At 64.8% G+C, this 23081-nt stretch carries 21 protein-coding genes and 1 pseudogene; 17 read left to right on the top strand and 5 right to left on the bottom strand.

Annotation, left to right across the window (positions count from 1 at the left end; genetic code table 11):
* Nucleotides 1–153: 153 nt before the first annotated feature.
* Nucleotides 154–1122: a catechol 2,3-dioxygenase gene (locus AB8Z38_RS09795; RefSeq protein WP_369724616.1), complete on the top strand. Its 969-nt coding sequence runs from the start codon at nucleotides 154–156 to the stop codon at nucleotides 1120–1122.
* On the opposite strand, the gene AB8Z38_RS09790 is transcribed toward AB8Z38_RS09795, so the two are convergent.
* Nucleotides 1119–4646 (bottom strand): molybdopterin cofactor-binding domain-containing protein, encoded by a 3528-nt coding sequence (locus AB8Z38_RS09790; RefSeq protein ID WP_369724615.1) that lies wholly within the window; start codon nucleotides 4644–4646, stop codon nucleotides 1119–1121. The two genes, AB8Z38_RS09795 and AB8Z38_RS09790, sit on opposite strands and share 4 nt — an antisense overlap.
* The gene (locus AB8Z38_RS09785; protein ID WP_369724613.1) at nucleotides 4646–5128 is read right to left on the bottom strand and encodes a (2Fe-2S)-binding protein; all 483 of its coding nucleotides are present in this window, start codon (nucleotides 5126–5128) and stop codon (nucleotides 4646–4648) included. The genes AB8Z38_RS09790 and AB8Z38_RS09785 overlap by 1 nt, the downstream gene beginning before the upstream one ends.
* A 264-nt stretch (nucleotides 5129–5392) precedes the next feature.
* Here AB8Z38_RS09785 and AB8Z38_RS09780 point away from each other — a divergent pair, with 264 nt between their 5' ends.
* The 8 genes from AB8Z38_RS09780 to AB8Z38_RS09745 all read left to right on the top strand — a co-directional run bounded on the left by AB8Z38_RS09780 (nucleotide 5393) and on the right by AB8Z38_RS09745 (nucleotide 13626).
* Nucleotides 5393–6850: a 6-hydroxynicotinate reductase gene (locus tag AB8Z38_RS09780; protein WP_369724611.1), complete on the top strand. Its 1458-nt coding sequence runs from the start codon at nucleotides 5393–5395 to the stop codon at nucleotides 6848–6850.
* Nucleotides 6847–7746: a UPF0280 family protein gene (locus tag AB8Z38_RS09775; RefSeq protein WP_369724609.1), complete on the top strand. Its 900-nt coding sequence runs from the start codon at nucleotides 6847–6849 to the stop codon at nucleotides 7744–7746. The genes AB8Z38_RS09780 and AB8Z38_RS09775 overlap by 4 nt, the downstream gene beginning before the upstream one ends.
* A 15-nt stretch (nucleotides 7747–7761) precedes the next feature.
* Nucleotides 7762–8346, top strand: coding sequence for an amino acid synthesis family protein (locus AB8Z38_RS09770; protein ID WP_369724607.1), 585 nt, complete (start codon nucleotides 7762–7764; stop codon nucleotides 8344–8346).
* A 39-nt stretch (nucleotides 8347–8385) separates the two neighbouring features.
* Nucleotides 8386–9588, top strand: a complete 1203-nt coding sequence (locus AB8Z38_RS09765; protein WP_369724605.1) for an ABC transporter substrate-binding protein — start codon at nucleotides 8386–8388, stop codon at nucleotides 9586–9588.
* Between the two features lie 189 nt (nucleotides 9589–9777).
* A complete protein-coding gene (locus AB8Z38_RS09760) occupies nucleotides 9778–11667 on the top strand; it encodes an ABC transporter permease (protein ID WP_369724603.1) in 1890 nt (629 codons plus the stop codon).
* Complete coding sequence (locus tag AB8Z38_RS09755; RefSeq protein WP_369724602.1) at nucleotides 11664–12455, top strand: ABC transporter ATP-binding protein; 792 nt, start codon at nucleotides 11664–11666, stop codon at nucleotides 12453–12455. Before AB8Z38_RS09760 ends, AB8Z38_RS09755 begins: the two co-directional genes overlap by 4 nt.
* Complete coding sequence (locus AB8Z38_RS09750; RefSeq protein ID WP_369724600.1) at nucleotides 12452–13156, top strand: ABC transporter ATP-binding protein; 705 nt, start codon at nucleotides 12452–12454, stop codon at nucleotides 13154–13156. Before AB8Z38_RS09755 ends, AB8Z38_RS09750 begins: the two co-directional genes overlap by 4 nt.
* A 14-nt stretch (nucleotides 13157–13170) precedes the next feature.
* Complete coding sequence (locus AB8Z38_RS09745; protein ID WP_369724598.1) at nucleotides 13171–13626, top strand: MarR family winged helix-turn-helix transcriptional regulator; 456 nt, start codon at nucleotides 13171–13173, stop codon at nucleotides 13624–13626.
* A 117-nt stretch (nucleotides 13627–13743) separates the two neighbouring features.
* Here AB8Z38_RS09745 and AB8Z38_RS09740 read toward each other — a convergent pair whose 3' ends face one another.
* On the bottom strand, nucleotides 13744–14940 hold the full coding sequence (locus tag AB8Z38_RS09740; RefSeq protein ID WP_369724596.1) for an amidohydrolase family protein: 1197 nt from the start codon (nucleotides 14938–14940) through the stop codon (nucleotides 13744–13746).
* Nucleotides 14941–15097: 157 nt separating this feature from the next.
* On the opposite strand from AB8Z38_RS09740, the gene AB8Z38_RS09735 reads away from it, so the two are divergent.
* The 6 genes and pseudogenes from AB8Z38_RS09735 to AB8Z38_RS09710 all read left to right on the top strand — a co-directional run bounded on the left by AB8Z38_RS09735 (nucleotide 15098) and on the right by AB8Z38_RS09710 (nucleotide 18666).
* Entirely contained in the window at nucleotides 15098–15871 is a 774-nt protein-coding gene (locus AB8Z38_RS09735) for a ferredoxin--NADP reductase (RefSeq protein WP_369724594.1), read from the top strand.
* Nucleotides 15872–16050: 179 nt separating this feature from the next.
* Entirely contained in the window at nucleotides 16051–16377 is a 327-nt protein-coding gene (locus tag AB8Z38_RS09730) for a hypothetical protein (protein ID WP_369724592.1), read from the top strand.
* A gap of 75 nt (nucleotides 16378–16452) precedes the next feature.
* A pseudogene (locus AB8Z38_RS09725) lies at nucleotides 16453–17725 on the top strand (cytochrome P450).
* 159 nt (nucleotides 17726–17884) lie between these two features.
* Nucleotides 17885–18106: a hypothetical protein gene (locus AB8Z38_RS09720; RefSeq protein WP_369724590.1), complete on the top strand. Its 222-nt coding sequence runs from the start codon at nucleotides 17885–17887 to the stop codon at nucleotides 18104–18106.
* A gap of 15 nt (nucleotides 18107–18121) precedes the next feature.
* Complete coding sequence (locus AB8Z38_RS09715; protein WP_369724588.1) at nucleotides 18122–18385, top strand: hypothetical protein; 264 nt, start codon at nucleotides 18122–18124, stop codon at nucleotides 18383–18385.
* A 35-nt stretch (nucleotides 18386–18420) separates the two neighbouring features.
* Nucleotides 18421–18666, top strand: a complete 246-nt coding sequence (locus tag AB8Z38_RS09710; RefSeq protein ID WP_369724586.1) for a hypothetical protein — start codon at nucleotides 18421–18423, stop codon at nucleotides 18664–18666.
* Between the two features lie 35 nt (nucleotides 18667–18701).
* Here the strand turns inward: AB8Z38_RS09710 and AB8Z38_RS09705 are convergent, their stop codons facing one another.
* Nucleotides 18702–19952, bottom strand: coding sequence for a DUF763 domain-containing protein (locus AB8Z38_RS09705; protein ID WP_369724585.1), 1251 nt, complete (start codon nucleotides 19950–19952; stop codon nucleotides 18702–18704).
* 125 nt (nucleotides 19953–20077) lie between these two features.
* Between AB8Z38_RS09705 and AB8Z38_RS09700 the strand changes: the two genes are divergently transcribed.
* Entirely contained in the window at nucleotides 20078–21220 is a 1143-nt protein-coding gene (locus AB8Z38_RS09700) for a mechanosensitive ion channel family protein (protein ID WP_369724583.1), read from the top strand.
* Between the two features lie 47 nt (nucleotides 21221–21267).
* Here AB8Z38_RS09700 and AB8Z38_RS09695 read toward each other — a convergent pair whose 3' ends face one another.
* Complete coding sequence (locus AB8Z38_RS09695; RefSeq protein ID WP_369724581.1) at nucleotides 21268–22245, bottom strand: tripartite tricarboxylate transporter substrate binding protein; 978 nt, start codon at nucleotides 22243–22245, stop codon at nucleotides 21268–21270.
* A gap of 113 nt (nucleotides 22246–22358) precedes the next feature.
* Here AB8Z38_RS09695 and AB8Z38_RS09690 point away from each other — a divergent pair, with 113 nt between their 5' ends.
* Nucleotides 22359–23066 carry a TetR/AcrR family transcriptional regulator gene (locus AB8Z38_RS09690; RefSeq protein WP_369724579.1) on the top strand — a complete coding sequence of 236 codons (708 nt, stop codon included), beginning with the start codon at nucleotides 22359–22361 and terminating at the stop codon, nucleotides 23064–23066.
* The last annotated feature ends 15 nt before the right edge of the window (nucleotides 23067–23081 follow it).

Here is a 23081-nt window from a genome sequence, read left to right as displayed (position 1 = left end):
GGAGGCCTGGTTTGTTGACGGGAGCTAATCATTTGTACATTAGTACAAATGTACCCGGCGTCAGCGCCAGCCCAGGCGCGCCAACAATGATGGCGTCGCTGCCCGATTTGCGCGTTCCGCAGAAGCGGATCGCAGCGACGCGTTGGAGGAAGCATGCAGCCCGAACCCATCCTCGATCTCGCCCATCTCGGCCACATGGAACTGCTGACGCCGAAGCCTGACGAGAGCCTGAAATTCTTCGTCGACGTCATGGGCATGACCGTCAGCGGGCAGAAGGGCGAGTCGGTCTATCTGCGCGGCTGGGACGATTATGAGCGCTATTCGCTCAAGCTCACTGCCTCGAAAACCTCCGGCATGGAGCACATGGCCCTGCGTGCGCGCAGCCAGCAGGCGCTGGAGCGCCGCGTCGCCGCGCTGAAGGGATCCGGCTTCGACCTCGGCTGGATCGATGGCGACATGGGGCAGGGCCCGACCTTCCGCTGCCGCGATCCCGACGGCCACATCGTCGAGCTCTATTACGAGACCGAATGGTATCGGGCGCCGCCGGAGCTGAAGCCGGCGCTGAAGAACCAAGCGCAGCGCTTTCCCGCGCGCGGCGTCAACGTCCGCCGTCTCGATCATCTCAACTGCCTCGCCGTGGACATCAAGGCCAACCGCGAGTTCTTCGAGACTTACCTCGGCTGCCGGCTGACCGAGCAGATCGTGCTCAATGACGGTCGGGAAGCCGCGATGTGGCTGACGATGTCGAACAAGAGCTACGACTTTGCCTATTCCCTCGACCACTCGGGCACCCCCGGCCGCTTTCACCACGTCACCTACGCGCTCGACAGCCGCGAGGAGATTCTTCGCGCTGCAGACATCTTTCTGGAGAACGGCGTTCACATCGAGACCGGGCCGCACAAGCACGCGATCCAGCAGACCTTCTTCCTCTATGTCTACGAGCCCGGCGGCAACCGCATCGAAGTCGCCAATGCCGGCGCGCGGCTGATCCTGGCGCCCGACTGGAAGCCGATCGTATGGACGGAGGAGGAGCGCAAGAAGGGCCAGGCTTGGGGATTGAAGACGATCGAGTCGTTCCACACCCACGGCACGCCGCCCGTGGAGGCGAAGAAGCACGCTTAGTGAGTTGACGTGCGCACGCGCGCAATCGTCTCGCGGACGCCGCTCCACGCCGGCCTGTCGGGCGCAAACTGCCGGCGCAGGAACGTGACGAGCGCTTCGAGCTGCGCGTCGCTCATGCTGTTCCTGAAAGCGGGCATGTAGCCGAGATCGCTGGAGGCCGGCTCGGTGATGCCGTGCAGGATGACTTGCACAAGGTTGTCCGGCGTCGCGCTGTGCAGATTGCTGTTGAGCGCGAGCGAGGGCCGGCTGCCGAACAGCGGCAGGCCACCGACCTCGTGGCAGACCGCGCAGGCGCCCTGATAGAGCCGCGCGCCGGCGGACGCCGCGACGGTGACTTGCGTCGCCGCTTCGAGCTCCGCAGCGAGCGCATCCTGCGTCTGCCGGTCGGTCGCAGCGTCGCTGAATGAGTTGAGATAGACCGCCATCGCACGGATCTCGTGGTCGGGCAGCGCCGTGAGATCCCTGATGATCGGAGCCATCGGGCCGGCGGCGACGCCGTGATAGCGCGACTGGCCGGTGCGCAAATAGGCGAACAGCTCGTCCTCGCTCCACGGGATCGGCGCGAGCGAGAGCGAGGTGAGCGCCGGCGCCTCCCAGCCCTCGGCAAAGCCGCCGGCGAGATAGGCGTTGCGCCGCTCGGCGCCGAGCGCGTTGCGCGGCGAGTGGCAGGCGCTGCAATGGCCGAGGCCCTCGACCAGATAGGCGCCGCGATTCCACTGCTCGGATTTTGCGGGATCGGGCTTGAACTCGTTGGGCCGGTGGAACAGCGCATTCCATCCCGCAAGCAGCGGACGAAGGTTGAACGGGAAGGCCAGCGTGTTCGCAGGCGCCGTGGCCCGCACCGCAGGCTGCGCCATCAAATAGGCGTAGAGCGCCTGAAGGTCGGCATCGCTCGTCTTAGAAAAATGCGTGTAGGGAAAAGCCGGATAGAGCTGCCGACCGTCGCGATGCAGCCCGTCGCGCATCGCGCGCTCGAAGGCCGGATAGGACCAGGCACCGATTCCGGTTTCGACGTCGGGCGTGATGTTGGTTGCGTAGATCGTGCCGAACGGCGTCTCCAGCGCGCGGCCGCCGGCATTGGGCGCACCACGGACATTGGTGTGGCACTCCGCGCAATTGCCGAGCGCCGCGAGCTGCTGGCCGCGCGCGATCGTCGCCGCGGAATAGACTGACGCATCCGGCTGCGCGATCGGCGCGATGGCGCGACCGGGCAGCAGCGCTGTTCCGATACCGATCGCAGCGGTGCAGACAGCTGCAATCGTCGCGAACATGCCGGTGCGCTTGGCGAACGGATTTTGCCAGATGCGTGACGGCTGTGGCCTGGGCGGAGCGGGCAGGGCTTGCGGCCTGGCTGCTGCGTCGCCACGCAGTCCCCTCAGGATACGCTCCGGCGTAAACGGAGGTTCGCGAAAGCGCACGCCGGTGGCGTCGAAGATTGCATTGGCAATCGCCGCAGCGCTCGGCACGGAGGCGGACTCGCCGACGCCGAGTGGCGGCTGGTCCGGCCGCGGCAGCAACAACACGTCGATCTTGGGTATGTCGGGGAAGGGAATGATCGGATAGGCGCCCCATTCGCGCGCCGCCACCGCGCCGCGCTCGAACGAGACTTCCTCCATCAGCGCGCGGCTGGTCGATTGGATGACATTGCCGTGGATCTGGTGGCGCACGCCATCCGGATTGATCATCAATCCGGAGTCTTGTCCCGCGATCACACGCGTCACGCTGACATCGCCGGTGGTCTTGTTGACGGCAACGTCGGCCACCCAGGCCGACCACGCCGCGCCATAGCCGGGAAACTTGCTGTGGACATAGAGCGCATAGGCGAAGCCGCGCCCGTGCACGACCTCGCCGTCTTTCTCCTCGCGCACCGGCCGTGGCGTCCAACCCGCGCGCTCGGCGACCGCATTGACGAGATCGACCGCGCGCTGATCCCTGAGGTAGCGCAGGCGGTATTCGATTGGATCGACGCCGGCCTCGTTGGCGAGCTCGTCGATGTAGGATTCGTGCGCAAAGGTGTTCGGCAGCGCCGAGACGCCGCGAAGCCAGGACGCGCGCACGATCGGCGCCATGTCGTGGGCGACGACGCGCATATGGTCGTAATCGTAGGGCGGGATCGCGGTGCGATCGCCCATCTGGAGGACGGCGGGCTCGGGCGAGATCCGTCCCGTCAGCAACAGCGCCAGCGTCGGCGCCGCGTTCGACGGATAGCGCGTGGCGAGATCGTAAGCCGCGACGCCGCCTTCGGCATTCAGGCCGCCATTGACATCGATGAGCTGCGCGGTGCCCTTGGGCTCCCAGGCGTGCTCCTGCTCGCGTGTCAATTGCACGCGCACGGGACGACCGACCGCGCGCGACAGCAGCAGCGCATCCGCAGTGACATCGTCGGCGCAGTTGCGGCCATAGCAGCCGGCGGCCTCGAGCCGGATCACCTCGATCTCGCTCTCCGGGCGCTCGATCAGCAGGGCAAGGTCGCCGCGCAGCAGGTGCGGATTTTGGGTACCCGACCAGACTCGGATGTTGCCGTTCTGGAAGTCGGCGACCGCGCAGGAGGGGCCGATCGAAGCGTGCATCTGATACGGCCAGACGTAAGTGCGCTGGATCGGCTTGGCCGCCCCGGCAATCGCCATGGTCACGTCGCCCTTGTCGATCAGCGTGCGCGGCGTCGACGGATTGGCGCGCAGCGCCGTCTCGACGTCGGCGAGGTCGGTCAGCGCCGGTGTCGGCTTCCAGCTCAACTTGAGCTGCTCGGCAGCGCGAATCGCATTCTCTTCGCGCTCGGCGACCACGCCGACGAAATCGCCGACCCGCACGACGGCAGTGAGGCCGGGAATGTCGCGCACCGATGATTCGTCGACGGCGATCAGGCTGGTGCCGACGAACGGACCGGCATCGACGCCGGCATAGGGTGGACGCACGACGCGGCCGTGCAGCATGCCGGGCACGCGGATGTCGTGCACGAAGGTCAGCTCGCCCGTGGCCTTTGCTGGGAGATCAACGCGGGGCATCGACTGGCCGACGATGGCGTAGTCGCTGACGGCCTTGACGTGCACGTCGTCATCAAGCTCGAGGCGAATGGTCGCATCGCCGATCAACTCGCCATAGCTGACGCTGCGATTGTGTCCGCGGACGAGGCCGTCCTCGATCTCGAGGTCGATCGCCGGCAGCTCTAGGCGCTCCGCCGCGCGCGCGATCAGGAAGTGCCGCGCTTGCGCTGCGGCCTTGCGCAGAGGGACAGCGGTAATCTGGATGGTTTCGCTCGCAATCGTCGCGCCCTGGTTCGGCACAATGGCGGTGTCGCCGAGCACCACCACGACGCGGGCAAAGGAGACGTCCAGTTCCTCGGCGACGATCTGGCCGAGCGCAGTGCGGATGCCGGTGCCGAGATCGACATGGCCATTATAGGCGGCGACGGAGCCGTCGGCGGTGATCCGCACGAAGGTCTCGGACGTGACCTCGTCCACGGTGCGGACCACGACAAGCGAGCCGGATGCCCGCTCAGCTCCGTTCGAAACAGCGGAGGCCATCAGTCACAGGCCCCGGCGAGCTGGCCCGATGCGCGCATCACCGCGCGGAGGATTTCGACATGCGTGCCGCAGCGGCAGAGATTGTAGCGTAGCGCCGCCAGTGCCTCCTGCTGGGTCGGCCGCGGATTGATCGCGAGCAGCGCCTTCGTGGTCATGATCATGCCGTTGAGGCAGTAGCCGCACTGCGCGGCCTGCTCGTCGATGAAGGCCTGCTGCACCACATCCGGCTTGTCGCTTGTGCCGAGTCCTTCGAGCGTGACGATGTCGCGTCCCGTGCAGCCGCCGACGGGAATCACGCAGGAGCGCGCCGGGGCGCCGTCGATCAGGACAGTGCAGGTGCCGCATTCGCCGAGGCCGCAGCCATATTTCGGGCTATTGAGTTGAAGATCGTTGCGCAGCACATAGAGCAGCGGCGTCTGCGGCGCCGCCGCGACGTCGTGGATCCTGCCGTTCACGGTGAGGCGGCTCGGTGTCTGCGTCATCCTCGTTTCCAAGCTCTGGTTCTCAAGCTCTGGCGACCGCGGTCGCAAGTCGTATGTCGCGACGATACCGTTTGTACACAAACGTGCAAGCCGCCATCCCGCAGTGCAGCGCAACTGCCCGCTTTGTGGACAGCGCCGGGAGGCAAATGGGGTTTTATTCGGCAGCGGCGTCTTTTCGCCTGCGGCGCCGCTTGACAGCTATCCGGAGCGCGCGCAACATCGTTCGTATACGAATGATAACCGTCGTGATCCGCTGGCTTTGACATGGTGACTGAAACGACGAGCGCCGCCACCGACAAGATCCGCTGCGATGCCTGTCCGGTGATGTGCTACATTAAGCCAGGCGCGGCGGGCGCCTGCGACCGCTATGCCAATGACGACGGCAAGCTCGTTCGCGTCGATCCGCACATCATCCTTGAACGCACGGTGTCGCAGGGCGGCAAGCTGGTGCCGTTCAGCCGCACCGAAGATTGGGACGGCAAGATCGTCCACGAGCCCTCGACCTTCGTGACCGCGATCGGCGCCGGCACCACCTATCCCGATTACAAGCCCGCGCCGTTCATCGTGTCGTCCGAGGTCGACGGCGTCGACATGGTGACCGTCGTCACCGAAGGCATCTTCTCCTATTGCGGCATCAAGGTGAAGATCGACACCGACCGCTATCTCGGGCCGGAAACCGCGACCGTGCGCGCGCAGGGCGAAGCGGTCGGCCACGTCACCACCAGCGAATACGGCTCGCAGATGCTCTCGCTCGGCGGAGTGCATCATCTGACCGGCGGTTCCAAGAAAGAGGGCCGGGTCACCTGCGACACGCTGATGGACCTCGCCAATTGCAAGCCCGTCGAACTCACTGTGGACGGCGGTGCGACCGTGGTGGTGCAGGCCGGCCAGCCGCCGGTCGTCAACGGCGCCAAGGAAGAGCGCATGCGCGTCGGTTGCGGCTCGGCGACCATCGGCATGTTCGCCAAGCAATGGCACGGCAAGGTCGACGAAGTCGTCGTGGTCGACGACCACATCACCGGCGTGCTCAGCGAGCACCAGGCCGGCAAGCTGCTCGATATCGCCGATACCGGCATCAAGATGAAGGGCCGGCGCTCGACGCCCGGCCGCTATTTCCAGGTCGCCGATCCCGGAACGGGCTGGGGCGGCACCAACATCTCCGATCCGCTGGCGATCCTCGGACCGTTCGACGCCAAGGAAGCCAGGCCTGGGCTGACGATCCTGATGGTCTCCACGACCGGCGAGCATTCGTCTTATTATGTGCTCGACGCGGCCTTGAAGCCGGTCGAGACCGAGATGCCGCCGGATCTGAAGTTCTCGGTCGAGCGTATCCAGGAGAATTGCGAGCCGGCGCTGTGCACGGTGCTGTTTATGGCGGGTGCCGGCGGCTCGTTGCGCGCGGGCGTCACCGACAATCCGGTGCGGCTGACGCGCTCGGTGAAAGACGCGTTGACGCGCGTCACCAGCGGCGGCGCGCCGGTCTACGTCTGGCCGGGCGGCGGCATCACCTACATGGTCGACGTGACGCAGATGCCTTCAGGCGCGTTCGGCTACGTGCCGACCCCGGCGCTGGTCGCGCCGATCGAGTTCACGATGAAACTGACCGATTATGCCGCGCTCGGCGGGCACATGGATTACGTGAAGCCGCTGTCCGAGGTGAGGGGCGGTGATGATGTCCGCCAGTTGCCCTGGCAGAACCCGATTCCAGGACGGCGAGCATGACAAGGCTCCCGCAAATCGCATTGCTGTCTGATGGCCGGCGGCTGCATTTGCAGGATGGACCGATTGATTTGATCGTGGAGGCGAGGGGGCGCGGGCACCACGTGCGTGCGGCTTACGAGGCGGCGGCGCGCCGTTTCACCGGTCTGCTCGATGAACTCTGCGCCGAGCTGACCGAATTGCGCAAGGCGGTGGTGCCGGGGACGTGCGCACTGAACGGCGTTGTTGCACGACGCATGCACGCAGCCGTCTCCGCGCATGCCGGCGATTGCTTCATCACGCCGATGGCGGCGGTTGCCGGAAGCGTGGCGGAGGAGATCCTCGGTGCCATGCTGGCGGCGGCATCGCTCGATCAGGCCTATGTCAATAACGGCGGCGACATCGCGATCTATCTCGGCGAAGGCGAGCACTTTTCGGTCGGCCTGATGGACCGCCTCGATCGCGATGGCGTGATGCGAACGATGAAGGTCAATGCAAACGATCCCGTGCGCGGCATCGCGACCAGCGGACGTCACGGCCGCAGCTTTTCGCTCGGAATTGCGGATGCCGTGACGGTGCTGGCCCTGACCGCGTCGCAGGCTGATGCGGCGGCGACGATCATCGCCAATGCTGTCGATCTGCCCGGGCATCCTGCGATCATCCGGCAGCCTGCGAACGCGCTTCAGCCCGACAGCGATCTCGGCGCACGTCTCGTGACCCGCGAGGTCGGTGAATTGTCGCGGGCCGAGATCGCCACGGCGCTCGAATCTGGCGCGGAATGTGCACGGGAATTGTTCGACCGTGGATTGATCGAAGGTGCCGTGTTGCAGCTTTGTGGTGATATGCTTGTCATCGGAACAAAGGACATTGAGCGGCAACGATCGCGCCCGGCTGTGCTGGAAAATGCGAATCATGCCTGAGCAGGGACGTGGAACATGAGCGCGATCATTCGCAAGATCGTCACCGTCGTCGAAGAGACGCAGATGGAGATGGGCCGCCCGGTGTCGCCGCCGACGCGGCGCGCCGCGGCCATTGCCGTGATCGAAAATCCCTTTGCCGGACAATATGTCGAGGATCTCTCGCCGCTGATCGCGATCGGCGAGGAGCTGGGCGAACTCCTGTCGAAGCGCGCCGTGGCGGCACTCGGCATCGATGGTTCCAAGGCGCAGAGCTATGGCAAGGCGGCGGCCGTCGGCGAAAACGGCGAGCTGGAACATGCGGCCGCGATTCTTCACCCCAAAATGGGCGCGCCAGTGCGCAAGGTTTTGAGCAAGGGCGCGGCGCTGATCCCGTCCTCGAAGAAGCGCAGCGGCCCGGGCACGACGCTCGACATTCCCCTCGGCCACAAGGATGCGGCGTTCGTGCGCAGCCATTTCGACGGGATGGAAGTCCAGATCAACGACGCCCCGCGCGCCAACGAAATCATGGTCGCGGTCGCCGTCACCGACAGCGGCCGTCCGCTGCCGCGTGTTGGCGGGCTGACCGTTGCGGAGATCAAGGGCGAAGACGGTCTGAGATAAAGACGGTCTGAGGTAGTGAGTTCAAAACTGGAGGTTGGGATGCGAGCAAGAACCTATTTTGTCGGCGCGGCCTTCGCGCTTCTGGCCGGCGGCATGGCTCATTCGGCCCTGGCGCAGGAGATCAAGATCGGCGAGATCAACAGCTACTCGCTGCTGCCGGCCTTCACCGACCCCTATCGCAAGGGATGGCAGCTCGCGGTCGAAGAGATCAACGCGGCCGGCGGCATCAACGGCAAGAAGCTCGTCGTCATCTCCAAGGACGACGGCGGCAAGCCGGCCGATGCGCAGACCGCGGCCAACGAGCTCGTCTCGAGCGAGGGCGTCGCGATGCTCACGGGCACGTTCCTGTCGAACATCGGCCTTGCGGTCAGCGACTTCGCCAACCAGAAAAAGGTGTTTTTCCTCGCGGCCGAGCCGTTGACGGACGCCATCACCTGGTCGAAGGGCAACAAGTACACCTTCCGCCTGCGTCCCTCCAACTACATGCAGGCGGCAATGCTGGTGGAAGCAGCCAGCAAGCTGCCGGCAAAACGCTGGGCGACGATCGCGCCGAATTATGAATACGGCCAGTCGGCGGTCGCGGTGTTCAAGAAGCTGATGTCGGAGAAGCGTCCGGACATCCAGTGGGTCGACGAACAATGGCCGCCGCAGGGCAAGATCGACGCCGGCCCGGTGGTGCAGGCCGTTGCCGCCGCCAATCCCGAAGCGATCCTCAACGTCACCTTCGGTGCTGATCTCGTCAAGCTCGTGCGTGAAGGCAACACCCGCGGCCTGTTCAAGGGTCGCGAGGTCGTCTCGTTCCTGACCGGCGAGCCGGAATATCTCGATCCGCTCAAGGAGGAGACGCCCGAGGGTTGGATCGTCACCGGCTATCCCTGGTACTCGATCAAGACGCCCGAGCATGACGCGTTCCTGAAGGCCTATCAGGCCAAGTACAACGACTATCCGCGTCTTGGCTCCATCGTCGGCTACCAGACCATCAAGTCGGCGGCGGCGATCCTTGCCAAGGCCGGCTCGACCGATCCGGAGAAGCTGATCACTGCTGCGGAAGGGCTGTCGGTGCCGTCGCCGTTCGGTGAAATCACCTTCCGCAAGATCGACCACCAGTCGACGCTCGGTGCTTATGTCGGCAAGACCGCGCTGAAGGACGGCAAGGGCGTGATGGTCGACTCCACCTACAAGAAGGGCTCGGACTATCTGCCTGGTGACGCCGAAGTCGAGAAGCTGCGGCCGAAGGATTGATCGCGACTTTCCACCGCTGCCGTAGGGTGGGTTAGCCGAAGGCGTAACCCACCGCGGTCGCTCCGCGATGAAAGAAAATGGTGGGTTACGCCCAGCGAACTGCGCTTCGCGCAGTCGCAAGGCTAACCCACCCTACGAAGTTCCCGCTCTCCGCGTGGGGAGCGCGTTGAAACCCAACCCGGACCGCCGATGGCCTTTTACGTCGTACAGTTTCTGACCGGTCTCGCCAGCGCAGCGTCGCTGTTCCTGGTGGCGTCGGGCCTGTCGATCATCTTCGGCGTGACGCGGATCGTGAATTTCGCGCATGGCGCGTTCTACATGATCGGCGCCTACATCGCCTTCACGCTGACCGAACGGCTGTCCGGCGCGTTCGGCTTCTGGGGCGCAATCGTGATTGCGGCGCTCGCCGTGGCGCTGATCGGCGTGCTGGTCGAGATGGTCCTGCTTCGGCGCATCTATCACGCGCCCGAACTGTTCCAGCTGCTCGCGACCTTTGGCCTGACGCTGATGGTCGAGGATCTCGTTGTCCTGATCTGGGGGCCTGACGATCTCGTCGGGCGCCGGGCGCCGGGCTTCAAGGGCGCGATCGATTTCTTCGGCCAGAACATTCCGAGTTACGATTTGTTCCTGATCGTGCTCGGCCCCGTGGTGCTCGGCGTTCTCTGGCTGCTGTTCCAGCGCACCCGTTGGGGCGTGCTGGTGCGCGCCGCGACGCAGGATCGCGACATGGTCGCAGCGCTCGGCGTCAATCAGAAATGGCTGTTCACCTCTGTGTTTGCGGTCGGCGTGTTCCTGGCCGCGCTCGGCGGCGCGCTCCAGATCCCGCGCGACGCCGTGCATCACGCGATGGATCTGCGCATCATCGTCGAGGTCTTCGTCGTCGTCGTGATCGGCGGCCTCGGCAGCATCATCGGCGCGTTCGTCGCCGCGGTACTGGTCTCCGAATTGAACGCCTTCGGCATCCTGATCTTTCCGAAGATCTCGATCATCCTGGTCTTTCTGGTGATGGCGGCGGTGCTGATCGTGCGGCCCTGGGGCCTGTTCGGCAAGCCCGAGGCGCCCGCACGCAAAACGCCCGGCCTGACCGTCAATCCCTGGCGCCCGCTGACGTCGAACGAGCGGCTGGCTGCGCTGGCAGCGCTGGTCATCGCGGCGACGCTGCCATTGTTCGCCGGCAATTACGCGCTCACGGTCGGCTCGGAGATCGCGATCTTCGTGATCTTCGCCGTCAGTCTGCATTTTCTGATGTCGGTCGGCGGGCTCGCGTCGTTCGGCCACGCTGCTTATTTCGGGCTCGGCGCCTACGGCGTCGCCTTCCTCGCCAAGATGGCGGGGCTGCCGATGATCGTGTGTCTCCTGCTCGGGCCGTTGCTGGGCTGTATGGGTGCCGCCGTGTTCGGCTTCTTCGCCGTGCAACTCTCCGGCGTCTATTTCGCGATGCTGACGCTGGCCTTCGCGCAGATCGTGTGGTCGATCGCGTTCCAGTGGGTGAGCGTGACCGGCGGCGATAACGGCATTCTCGGCGTCTGGCCTTCGAGCTGGGCGGCGAGCCCGTCCCATTTTTATTGGCTGGCGCTCGGCGTCGCGGCGCTGGTCACGATCGCCTTGCGGATCGCGGTGTTCTCGCCGTTCGGCTACGCGCTCCGGGCCACGCGCGATTCGGTGCTGCGCAGCGAGGCGATCGGCATCAATGCCAAGCGGATGCAGTGGACCGCCTTCGTGATTGCCGGAACGACCGCCGGCATCGGCGGCGCGCTGTTCGCTTACCTCAAAGGCAGCGTCTTCCCCGACAATCTCGGCATCTCGCTCTCGGTCGACGCGCTGGTGATGGTGCTGCTCGGCGGCGTCGAGACGGTATCGGGCGCGGTGATCGGGGCCATCGTCTACAAGGCGCTCAGCATCTGGCTGATCAGCCAGACCGATCTCTCGAAGCTCGTGCTCGGCGGCTTCATCGTGCTGATCGTCGTTGTCTTCCCCAAAGGCATCGTCGGCATGCTGGAAATGCTGGCGCAGCGGCGCAGGAAGACGTCCCCGCCGGGATCACCCTTGCTGGCCAAGCCGATCGAGTCCGCCGAATGAGCGTTGCACCCCCACTTCTCGCGGTCGAAGGTCTGACCAAGTCCTATGGCGGCATCCATGCGGTGCGCGGCGTCTCGTTCTCGCTGCGGGCCGGCGAAATTCTGGCGCTGATCGGCCCGAACGGCGCGGGCAAGAGCACCTGCTTCGACATGCTTAATGGCCAGAACCGGCCGGATTCGGGCCATGTCCGCCTGCTTGGCGAGGAAACCACGGGCAAGAAGCCGCGCGAGGTCTGGCGGCTCGGCGTCGGGCGCACTTTCCAGATTACGGCAACGTTCGCGACCATGACGGTGCGCGAGAATGTGCAGGTCGCGCTGATTTCGCATGGCCAGCAATTGTTCGACCTCTGGGGCTCGGCGCCCAATGTCGACCGCGGCGAGGCCGGTCGCCTGCTCGAGCTGGTCGGCATGAGCGGCTACGCGGATCGCCCCTGCGGCGAGCTCGCCTATGGCGACCTCAAGCGGCTCGAGCTCGCGGTCGCGCTCGCCAACCAGCCAAGATTGCTGTTGATGGACGAGCCGACCGCCGGCATGGCACCGCGCGAACGCGTCGACCTGATGCGGCTCACCGCAAGCATTGCGCGGGACAAGTCGATCGGCGTGCTCTTTACCGAGCACGACATGGACGTGGTGTTCGAGCATGCCGACCGCATCATCGTCCTCAACCGCGGCACGCTGATCGCCGAGGGTTCGCCGGCCGAGGTGCGCGGCAACCCACAGGTCCAGGCGGTCTATCTCGGCGAGGGCCTGCTTTACGATGCAGAGCACCGCGAGGGAGCCTCGGCATGAAGCTCACGGTGCAGGACCTCAACAGTCACTATGGCCCGGCGCATATCCTGTTCGACATCGGCTTCGAGGTCGGAGACGGCGAGGTCGTGGCGCTCCTGGGTCGCAACGGGGCCGGCAAGTCGACGACGTTCCGCTCGATCGTCGGCCTGGTTGCGCAGCGCACGGGACGTATCATGTTCGAAGGCAGGGATGTCTCGGCACGTCCCACTCACGAGATCGTGCGGGACGGGCTCGGCTATGTACCGGAGGAACGGCGCATCTTCACCGACCTGACGGTGGAGGAGAACCTCGAGGTCGGCCGCCAGCCGAAGCGTCCGAATGCGCCATACTGGACCCGGGAAAAACTGTTCGCGTTGTTTCCAAATCTGGGCGAGATGAAACACCGTCCGGGCGGCCGCATGAGCGGCGGCGAGCAGCAGATGCTGACGATCGCGCGCACGCTGATGGGCAATCCGTCGCTGGTGCTGCTCGATGAGCCCTCGGAGGGCCTGTCGCCGAAGATCGTGGAGCAGATGGTCGATGCCATCCTGACCATGAAGAAGGAGGGCGTCAGCATCGTCGTCTCCGAGCAGAATTTGCATTTTGCGCGATTGATTTCCGATCGCGCCTACATCATCGAGCGTGGCCGCATCTGTTTCGGCGGCACCATGGCCGAGCTCGATGCGCGTCCGGACATCCGTGACGCGCATCTGTCGTTGTGAGGGGCGGGGAGCGGATGGCGAGAAGTGTGGCGGCGAAGAAGAGCGTCAAGCAGACAAAGCCGTCTTATGTGCTCGACGAGCAGGTCGGCTTCATCCTGCGCCAGGTCTGGCAGCGCCACAGTTCGATCTTCTCCCGCGACATCGGCACCAATCTGACGCCCACGCAATGGGCGGCGCTGTCAAAACTCGCCGAGACCGGGCCGTGCTCGCAGAACCAGCTCGGGCGGCTGACGTCGATGGATGTCGCGACCATCAAGGGCGTGATCGACCGGCTCTCGGTGCGCGGCCTGACGGAGACGAGCCAGGATCCCGGCGATGGCAGGCGGCTGCTGGTCAGCCTGACGCGCGCAGGGCAGCAGCTTGCCGAAAAGCTGGCGCCGAATGCGCTGGCGATCAGCCGCGAGACGCTGGCCCCGCTCGACGCGAAGGAGCGCGAGACCTTGATGGCGCTTCTTAATAAGCTGAGGTGATGCAGGTCTTGTAGGTGGGCAAAGGCGCAAAGCGCCGCGCCCACCATCTTTCATCGCGTGCGAGAGTATTGGTGGGCACGCTACGCTTTGCCCACCCTACGGCACCGTCTGTCCGGCCTACTTCGCCACCATCTCCGGCACTCTCCCCGCCGGCGGCGTGTTGCGACTCCGCTGCGTTCGTACGATGCCGTCGATGATGGTCATGCCGATGCCGGGGAGATCGCCGAGCTGGACGCTCTCCAGGATGTTCTTGCCCGGTGAATGCTGCGCCTTGTCCATGATGACGAAATCGGCGGAGCGGCCGATTTCGATCAGGCCGCAATCGAGCTCGCGCATCCGCGCGGTGTTGCCGGTGGCCAGGCAGAAGGCGAGTTCGGCCGGCAGGTCGCCGAGCGAGGACAACATCGAGACCATGCGCAGAATGCCGAGCGGCTGCACGCCCGATCCGGCCGGCGCGTCGGTGCCGAGGATGACGCGATGCAAATCGCCCATCTCGCGCGCGGTGCGCAGTGTGAACAAAGCGGAGCGCTCATTGCCGTTGTGAACGAGCTCGAGCCCACGCTTGCAGCCCTCGCAGATGCAGCGGATCTGGTCGTCGGGCAGCGCGGTGTGGCCGCCATTGATGTGACCGACCACGTCGGTATCGGCTTCCAGCACTACGTCCTTGTCGATCAGGCCGGAGCCGGGGATCGAGGGGCCGCCGGTGTGGATCGTGCTCTGGATGCCGTATTTGCGGGCCCAGCCGACCATTCTGCGCGCGGTCGGTCCGTCCTTGACGCCGCCGAGGCCGACTTCGCCGAGCAGCTTGACGCCGGCTGCGGCCAACTCCTTGAAGTCCTCTTCCACCATTTCGCATTCGATCACCGGCGCGCCGGCATGAACCTTCACGCCGCCGGGCCGCAAATTCCAGAAAGCGCGCTGGGCGAAGATGGCCATCGCCTTGAGACCGACGACGTCGCGCGGGCGGCCTGGCATGTGAACCTCGCCGGCCGAGATCATGGTGGTGACGCCGCCATGCAGGTTGCTGTCGATCCAGCCGATCTGGTTCTGCCGCGGCGTCCAGTCGCCGGCGACCGGATGGACGTGGCTGTCGATCAGACCGGGCGCGACGGTGGTGCCGTTGGCGTCGACGATCGTGGTCGCGCCTTCCGTGTCGAGGTCCTTGAAGCGGCCGATGGCGCTGATCTTGCCGTTCTCGGCGACGATGGTGTCGCCGTCCAGGATCGGCTTTTCCAGCGCGCCCGACAGGATCAGGCCGATATTGCGGATCACGAGCTTCGAGGGTCCGGCGGCCTGCGGTGCGTCATGCGCCATGGAAGGGGTCCTTGTCCTTAACTGCAACGCTTTCGATCTTGGGCAGCCTTGACCGCGGGATCAAGCTGGATTATTCATTTGTATACGAATGATCGTATACAAATGACGCATAGCTGACCGCCTCGAAAACCGCAATGAAGCGACACGGAAGGGTGAGATGAGCAATTTCAATCAGGAAAGCGTTTTGAGCGTCCACCACTGGACCGACACGCTGTTCTCCTTCAAGACCACCCGCAGCCCGACGTTCCGTTTCCGCAACGGCGAATTCACCATGATCGGGCTCAAGGTCGGCGAGAAGCCGCTGCTGCGGGCCTACAGCGTCGCCAGCGCCAATTACGAGGACACGCTGGAGTTCTTCTCCATCAAGGTGCCGGACGGCCCGCTGACCTCGCGGCTCCAGCACCTCAAGCAAGGCGACGAGATCATCGTCAGCCGCAAGGCGACCGGGACGCTGGTGATCGACAATCTGGAGGAGGGGCGCAACCTCTATCTGATCGGCACCGGCACCGGGCTCGCGCCGTTCCTGAGCGTGATCAAGGACCCCGAAACCTACGAGCGTTTCGAGAAGGTGGTGCTGCTGCACGGCTGCCGCCACGTCAAGGAGCTCGCCTATGGCGAGATGATCACCGAGAAGCTGCCGAACGACGAACTGCTGGGCGACTACATCCGCGCTCAGCTAATCTACTATCCGACCGTGACGCGCGACCCGTTCCGCAACCGCGGCCGTATCACCGACCTCATCACCTCCGGCAAGCTGTTCGCCGATATCGGCCTGCCGGACCTGGAAGCGGCCCATGACCGCGTCATGATCTGCGGCAGCCCGGCGCTGGTGGCCGACACCCGCTCGCTGCTGGGTGAGCGCGGTTTCATCGAGGGCAATCACGGCGAGCCGGCCCAGTTCGTGGTCGAAAAGGCCTTCGCGGAACGTTAGAGCGTTTTCGAGCGAAGCGGGTACCGGTTCGCGTAAAGAAAACGCGTCAAGACAAGATCTAGAGCCCCGATCCGGGGCGCTGGTCGCGCAATAACACCGCATTTTCGCCCTCGTACGGGCGTTGCGGCGTCGATCTCGGCGCGCGATACACTGTGGGAGCGAATCAGCGGAGTTCCCACATGGTTGCGGACAGCGACAGCAACATCGCCTGGCAGCGGGTCCAGTTAAAGAGGAACCGCGCCGAGTTGAAGGCGCTCGAGACCGCCCGCTTCACGATGGGCGAAATCGCCTCGTCGAAACGTAACGGCGAGACCCAGAAGGCGATTGCGGAACTCAAGCGCAAGATCGCGCAATCGGAGCGCTCGATCGCCGAGTACGACAAGCGCACGCGCCGTCCGCTCACCACTGACCTGCAAAGCCTGAGCAACGGCAGCTGGAGTCATTGGGATTCCTACACCGGCCAGCGGCAGCGCAAGCCGGGGCCGCGCTCGCCCGGGCGCGGATAGCGTCGGTTCCGACCCTTGCGCGTTACTCCCCGCACACCATCTCGATGAGGCGCCCCCAGCCACTCCGGTGATCCCATGGCACCGCGCCTCGATTTCACCAGCGAGACCTTCTTCCGCGATACGCCCAAGGCGATCGCGAAGCTGCGCGCAGCCGGCCCCGTGGTTGCGACACATTTCCCTCTGGTCGGCGATGTCTGGGTCACCACCACGCACGATGCCACCGCGCAGGTGCTGAAGGACGGCGCGACATTCACGCTGCGCAAGGAGGATGGCGAAGTCGCCGGCTTGCGCTGGTGGATGCCAAGGCTCGTCGCAACCATCGCCAAGAATATGCTGACCATGGACGAGCCGGATCACACAAGGCTGCGCAGCATCGTGGACGAAGCCTTTCGCCGGCGTGCGATTATGGACATGCAGCCACGTATTCGCGCCATTGCCGATGATCTCGCGGCCGACCTGTTTGCAGAAGGCCGCCCCGCCGATCTCGTCCAGCGCTATGCACGCATCCTGCCGCTGTCGGTGATCTCCGAACTGCTGGGGCTGCCGGCGGCCGATCGTCCGAGGTTCATCGCCTGGGCCAACGCCATGTCGTCGCTGACGAACGTCGTCAGCTTCTTCCGACTGCTGTTCGCATTCCGCAAGATGCGCGACTATCTTGCAGAGCGGTTGCAGCTTGCTCGCGTACGGGGCGGTGAGGGCCTGATCGCCGAACTGGTCCAGGTCGAACGCGAAGGCGGTCAGATCACCCCGGACGAAATGGTGTCGATGCTGTTTCTGCTGCTCGCAGCGGGCTCGGAAACCACCACGCATCTCATCAGCGGTTCGGTTTACGAGCTGCTCCGAAATCCTGGTCTGCGCGATTGGCTGGAGGAGGACTGGAGCCGGGTCGGGCTCGCGGTCGAGGAGTTCCTGCGCTTCGTCTCGCCGGTGCAGTTCTCGAAGCCGCGCTATGTGCGGCACGATGTCGAGCTCGAAGGCGTGCGCTTGAAGAAGGGCGATCGCGTCATGGTCATGCTCGCCGCCGCGAACATGGATCCGGCGGTCCACGATGCGCCTGAACGGCTCGATCTCGAACGCAAGCCGAACCGCCACATCTCGTTCGGGACGGGAATTCACTTCTGTCTCGGCCACCAGCTGGCGCGGATCGAGGCGGTTTGCGCGCTCGAGGCGCTGTTCGCGCGCTGGCCAAAGCTCAGCCTCGCTGTCGATCCCGCGCGGATCCAATGGCGCAAGCGGCCGGGGATTCTGCGCCATCGCGCAGCTTCCCGTCGTCGCAGACGAAGGCGGAACACTTGCGGCGCGTCAGACGCAAGCGATGACCGATCGGCCCTTCGCGGCGGCAAACTGACATCCGGATTTTTTGGAAATCTCCACCGCTAGGAACGACGTCCGGCGCTTCCTGTTGTCAGTGGAGCCCGGGCGCCGAAGGGTTCCCACCACCGGCAGCGAGAGCACGAAGCGTCATTGTGGGCCAGAGGCGCCGAGGGCGAAGCGGAGCGAACAGATCATGAGCAACAAGCAACCAAAGCTATATACCCCGAGCGAAAAAGACATGCGCGACAATCCGCTGATCGGCGGATCGAAGGGTGTCACTATGGCCGGCGCATCGCCTGACGATTTGGAAGACGTCTTGGGCGAGAACACGATCGAAGGTGATCTCGAGAACGACGTCAACGCGGCGGGAGGCATCGACAAGGATGTCGCGCGCAGCGGCGCCCACCGGCGCTGAAGACTGGAGGCACCCATGCAAGGCAGCAAGACACACGAGCAGCAACTGCGCATCCTCGAACGGAAAGCCGATGTTCCGGATCAGCGCCAGGTCGAGCAGGCGATCGGGCACAATCCAGAGGACAACGCCGTTCACCAGATCAACCGCCAGGCACGTCAGAGCGAGTTTCCGGTGAGCCGGGGTGGCCTCAATCAGGAGAGCGACCACAACAAGCACAACGACGGCGGCCAGAGCGGCCACAAGCCGCTGAAGCCAACGCCGGCACAGGAGAAGCACTGAACTTGCAGGGACGATCAACGCAACAGGAGAGACCGATGCCAGGTGGTCATGGCAGCAAGACGCATTTCAGATCGGGCATGCACGGCAAGGGCGACGGCACCGGCGGGCTCACGGACGTCCCGAAGGAGAAGATCGGCGACAACATGGTGCTGTCGAACCGCGACAAGGCTCAGCACTCGGACATCCGCGGCATGGATGGAAAGGCCATCCAGACCGATCAGTATCAGGATCACTCGGCCAACCGACTCGCAGACGAAGACGGAGCGGGCGACGAGACCTGAGAGACGTTCCTCCCGAGCAACTCGCGGACCGGTGTTCAGCCGGTCCGCTTTTTTGTTGGCGCGAGATCGCGTTCCCAGCCGAACACGGACCGGCCGTCGAGCTCCGGCGAGGCCGCGCGTTCACCTGCGATGAACGACTGCACGGAAGGCCCGCGCACCGTCCGCTCCAGCCGCCGCGCCTGGTCGTCGAGCCGCTTGATCGCCTGCATTTCTTCGTCGCGTCCGAGTTTTGCGTTCTGGATCGCGTCCTTCAGCACGCGGATGGTCTCGTCATAGACCTTGATCGGGACGGGATAGGGATGCCGGTCCTTGCCGCCGTGGGCGAGCGAGAAGCGCGCGGGATCGTTGAAGCGATAGGGCGCGCCATGCACGACCTCGGCGACCATCGCCAGCGAGCGCACGGTGCGCGCGCCGACACCGGGCGTCAGCAGCAGATCCGGGAAGTCGACAGGGCCGCGCTCTGCGGCTGCCGCCAGCGTGCCGTGCAGGCGGCGCGCGAACACGTCCTTGGGCCGCACGTCGTGATGCGCCGGCATGATCAGATGCGGCAGCATCGCCTGCGCCGGCGTGGCCGCCGTGCCGTTGAGCCGTTCGAATTCGGTGACGATGCGATCGGGGCCGAGATCGCTCAAAAGCTCGAGCTGCGCATTGCGCGAGACGTCGGCGCGGTGGTCGGTCAGATTGACGATCTCGCCTTGCTGCGGGCCGTCGATCGCGCTGTGCGGCGCATCGACAAAACTCTTCAGTGCCTCGGAATGCCAATGGTAGCGCCGGGCCTGCCGCTTGTCGCCGTTCATGCCCTGCTGCACCACGGTCCATTTGGCATCGGCGGTGACAAAGAAGCCGTGGAGATAGAGGTCGAATCCGTCCTGCACCGCCGCGCTATCGACTTTGGCTACCAAACGACTGGCCCGCGTGAGCTTTGCGCCGTCGAACCCGACGCGGTCACCGAGCTGCATCAATTCGTCCGGTGTCTTGCGCGAATGCTGGCCGCGGCCGCCGCAGACATAGATGCCGAGCTCGTTCTGGAGCGGACCTAGCCCGCGCTTCAGCGCGCCAATCACCGATGTCGTGATGCCGGAGGAATGCCAGTCCATACCCATCACAGCGCCGAACGACTGGAACCAGAACGGGTGTGACAGCCGCTGGAGGAACGCATCGCGCCCGTAGTGATGCACGATCGCCTGCGTGACGATCGCGCCAAGTGAAGCCATGCGGGTCGCGAGCCAGGGGGGAACCCGGCCGTTGTGCAGGGGAAGGTCGGCGCTGCCGGTTCGTCGAGTCATGAATCGAGAGATAGCGCAGTTCGGGGACGGTTGCACCAGAGGGATGCTGCGTTGCACTGAGCGGGGGGAGCGAAGCCGCTGGGAATGCGTTGAGCGCCCTAGGCGAATGCGTTGCGGGGATATGGATGAATTTGCATGCCGTTATGGCCGACATCGACGAGATGCTCGGCTGGGTACCGTCGTGGCTGATCGGCTTCAGCCTGATCGCCGGTGCGATTTTGCTGGCCCTGGTCTTCTATCGGTTGGCGGTATGGCTGCTCAATCGCGCCTTTGGCACACTTCCTCTCGTCGGCGTGTTCATTGAGCGTACCGCCGGTCCGGCCCAACTCGCTTTGTGTCTGGCAGCCGTTGCGCTCGTGCTGCCGCTGGCGCCGCTCGACGATACGATCCGGACGCCGCTGATGCGTCTGTTCGTGGTCGCCTTCATCGCGCTGATGGGTTGGATATCGATCCGGATCGTGGACATGAGCGCGGCGCGCTATCTGCGCAACTTTCGCGACGTCACCGAGAACCTCATCGCGCGCAAGCACGTGACGCAGATCCGGGTATTCAAGCGCGTGACCGACACCATCATCGTCATCATCACGGTCTCCACCGCGCTGATGACGTTCGACTCGGTGAGGCAATATGGCGTCAGCCTGTTCGCCTCGGCCGGCGCAGCCGGTATCATCGTCGGTCTTGCCGCGCGGCCGCTGCTCAGCAATCTGATTGCAGGTCTGCAGATCGCGATCACCCAGCCGATCCGCATCGAGGATGCCGTGATCATCGAGAACGAGTGGGGGTGGGTCGAGGACATCGCCTCGACCTATGTTGTGATCCGGCTGTGGGACTGGCGCCGCATGGTGGTGCCGTTGTCCTACTTCATCGAAAAACCGTTCCAGAACTGGACACGCGATACCGCATCCCTGATCGGTGTGATCGCGTTTCATGTCGACTATCGCGCTGATGTGCCGCGCATCCGGCGCTGGCTGGAGGAGGCGGTCAAGGAATCCAAGCTTTGGGACGGCGCGGTGGTCAATCTCCAGGTGATCGACGCGGATCTGCGCACCATCGAACTTCGTGTATTGGTCAGCGCGCGGAATGCGCCGCAATCCTGGGACCTGCGCTGCGAAATGAGGGAAAAGCTTATCGCCTTCATTCGCGACGAGATGCCGGAGGCTCTGCCGCGCGAACGCGCAATCCTGATTCCATCAGCAGGAGGCGACGACGCCGATTACATGCGGCGGCCGGCCGCGCCGGAGAAGATGCGGGCGAACGCGCGGAATTGAACGAGGGCGCGATGAGCCGGCGCGGGCAGGGGAGCGTCAGGGCCGCCTCACTGCGCGTGGATGTCGGCGGCCTTCAGTACCGGTTCCCATTTGGTTGCCTCGCTGTGCATGTAGGCGTCAAAGTCCTTGGCAGACGAGCCGACGGGGGCGGCGCCGATCTTGCCGAGAGTCGACATGACGTTCGGATCTTGTAGCGCCGCTTTCAAATCGGTTTCGAGCTTTGCCACGATCTCCGGCGGCATCTTCGCCGGGCCCAGTACGCCCCACCAGACCGAGACATCGTAGCCGGGCACGCCGGCCTCGGCGACGGTCGGAACATCGGGCAGGACCTTGGAGCGCTCGGCCGAGGTCACCGCGAGCGCGCGGACCGGGCCGCCGTCGAGCTGGCCGATCGCTTCAGCCAGCGGATTGATGCTGAGCGGGATTTCACCCGCGATCACCGCGGTCAGCGCCGGCGCGCCGCCCTTGTAGGGGATCGCAACCATTTTCGTGCCGGACATGTGCTTCAGGAGCTCGCCGGCGAGATGCGCCGAGGTGCCATTGCCGGACATGCCGTAGGAGAGCTTGTCGGGATCCTTCTTTGCGGCAGCCAGGAGATCGCCGAGTGTCTTGTAAGGGCTGTCCTTCGCCACCACGATGGCAAGCGGCGACGAGGCGACTTCGCTGATCGCGGTAAAATCCTTGAACGTGTCATACGGCACGCTCGGATAGATGAACTGGTTGAGCGGATGACCGCTCGCGACCAGGATCAGCGTGGTGCCGTCGGGTGCGGCCTGCGTCAGCGCCTGCGAGGCGACGATGCCGCCGGCACCCGGGCGGTTGTCGATCACGGGCTGCTGGTCCCAGGTCTTGGCCAGCGCCTGGCCGAGCGTGCGCGCGAGCACATCGACGGCGCCGCCGGCCGCATAGGGCACGAGGATGTGAACTGGCTTGCTGGGATAATTGGCGGCATGCGCGGCGCTCGCTGCGAGCAGCAAACCCGCAACGACCGCGAACCCGCCGATCGTCTTGTTCAAACCCGGCATTCTGGAGCACTCCTCGAGGCATTCGCGTCCTTGCGCCCGTTTCTGAGCCGCCCGGACATTGCCCATGGTTTTTGTTGACGAGACCTGATCTTTTGTACGATAGTACAAATCACATGGTACGCAAGCCCACCAGCAAGAAAACGGCCCGCAAGCCGAACATGCGCGAGGCGATCCTCGCTGCGGCCGAAGAGCTGTTCGCCACCAACGGCTTCAACGCCGTCTCGGTGCGCGACATCGCACACGCCGCCGGCGCCAATCCCGGCAGCGTGACCTATCATTTCACGACCAAGGACGGCTTGCTGCTGGAGATCTACCGGCGCCATTGCGGACCGATGAATCTCCGCCGTTCGGAGTTGCTGGCCGCCGCCAAGCGGGTACGCGATCTCCAGGACCGGCTGGAGGCGATCGTGCGCGCCTATGTGGTGCCGGCGTTCACCTCGGGCAGCGATCTCGCCGGCGGCGGGGCGCGCTTTACGCGGCTGCGCGCAGTGATGTCAGCGGAAGGCAACGAGGTCGCGCGAAAAATCATTGCGCAGACTTTCGACGATACCAGCCACGCTTTCATCGATGCGGTCCACGAGAGCGTGCCGCATGTTCCGCGCACCGAGATCGTGTGGCGCAGCCACTTCCTGCTCGGCGCGCTGTATTATTCGCTGGTGACGCCGGATCGCGTCTCGCGCCTGTCGCGCGGCGAGGCCGATGGCAGCGATGCCGCCAGCGCTATCGAGCAGCTGGTGCAGGCCACGGTTGCCGCCTTCCAGGCGCCGGCGCTGGATCAGGCCGCGCCGGCACGACGGCGGCCCGTTACAAGCAAGACTTGAAAGAAACCGTCGAGG

Source organism: Bradyrhizobium sp. LLZ17 (assembly GCF_041200145.1).
In the GTDB taxonomy this organism is placed as follows: Bacteria; Pseudomonadota; Alphaproteobacteria; order Rhizobiales; family Xanthobacteraceae; genus Bradyrhizobium.
This window is presented reverse-complemented; position numbering and strand designations above follow the sequence as displayed.

Bases quoted from the DNA above. Each gene is read 5' to 3' on its own strand.
- AB8Z38_RS09795 (WP_369724616.1), top strand. From the start codon at position 154: ATGCAGCCCGAACCCATCCTCGATCTCGCCCATCTCGGCCACATGGAA.
- AB8Z38_RS09790 (WP_369724615.1), bottom strand. From the start codon at position 4,646: ATGGCCTCCGCTGTTTCGAACGGAGCTGAGCGGGCATCCGGCTCGCTT.
- AB8Z38_RS09785 (WP_369724613.1), bottom strand. From the start codon at position 5,128: ATGACGCAGACACCGAGCCGCCTCACCGTGAACGGCAGGATCCACGAC.
- AB8Z38_RS09780 (WP_369724611.1), top strand. From the start codon at position 5,393: ATGGTGACTGAAACGACGAGCGCCGCCACCGACAAGATCCGCTGCGAT.
- AB8Z38_RS09775 (WP_369724609.1), top strand. From the start codon at position 6,847: ATGACAAGGCTCCCGCAAATCGCATTGCTGTCTGATGGCCGGCGGCTG.
- AB8Z38_RS09770 (WP_369724607.1), top strand. From the start codon at position 7,762: ATGAGCGCGATCATTCGCAAGATCGTCACCGTCGTCGAAGAGACGCAG.
- AB8Z38_RS09765 (WP_369724605.1), top strand. From the start codon at position 8,386: ATGCGAGCAAGAACCTATTTTGTCGGCGCGGCCTTCGCGCTTCTGGCC.
- AB8Z38_RS09760 (WP_369724603.1), top strand. From the start codon at position 9,778: ATGGCCTTTTACGTCGTACAGTTTCTGACCGGTCTCGCCAGCGCAGCG.
- AB8Z38_RS09755 (WP_369724602.1), top strand. From the start codon at position 11,664: ATGAGCGTTGCACCCCCACTTCTCGCGGTCGAAGGTCTGACCAAGTCC.
- AB8Z38_RS09750 (WP_369724600.1), top strand. From the start codon at position 12,452: ATGAAGCTCACGGTGCAGGACCTCAACAGTCACTATGGCCCGGCGCAT.
- AB8Z38_RS09745 (WP_369724598.1), top strand. From the start codon at position 13,171: ATGGCGAGAAGTGTGGCGGCGAAGAAGAGCGTCAAGCAGACAAAGCCG.
- AB8Z38_RS09740 (WP_369724596.1), bottom strand. From the start codon at position 14,940: ATGGCGCATGACGCACCGCAGGCCGCCGGACCCTCGAAGCTCGTGATC.
- AB8Z38_RS09735 (WP_369724594.1), top strand. From the start codon at position 15,098: ATGAGCAATTTCAATCAGGAAAGCGTTTTGAGCGTCCACCACTGGACC.
- AB8Z38_RS09730 (WP_369724592.1), top strand. From the start codon at position 16,051: ATGGTTGCGGACAGCGACAGCAACATCGCCTGGCAGCGGGTCCAGTTA.
- AB8Z38_RS09720 (WP_369724590.1), top strand. From the start codon at position 17,885: ATGAGCAACAAGCAACCAAAGCTATATACCCCGAGCGAAAAAGACATG.
- AB8Z38_RS09715 (WP_369724588.1), top strand. From the start codon at position 18,122: ATGCAAGGCAGCAAGACACACGAGCAGCAACTGCGCATCCTCGAACGG.
- AB8Z38_RS09710 (WP_369724586.1), top strand. From the start codon at position 18,421: ATGCCAGGTGGTCATGGCAGCAAGACGCATTTCAGATCGGGCATGCAC.
- AB8Z38_RS09705 (WP_369724585.1), bottom strand. From the start codon at position 19,952: ATGACTCGACGAACCGGCAGCGCCGACCTTCCCCTGCACAACGGCCGG.
- AB8Z38_RS09700 (WP_369724583.1), top strand. From the start codon at position 20,078: ATGAATTTGCATGCCGTTATGGCCGACATCGACGAGATGCTCGGCTGG.
- AB8Z38_RS09695 (WP_369724581.1), bottom strand. From the start codon at position 22,245: ATGCCGGGTTTGAACAAGACGATCGGCGGGTTCGCGGTCGTTGCGGGT.
- AB8Z38_RS09690 (WP_369724579.1), top strand. From the start codon at position 22,359: ATGGTACGCAAGCCCACCAGCAAGAAAACGGCCCGCAAGCCGAACATG.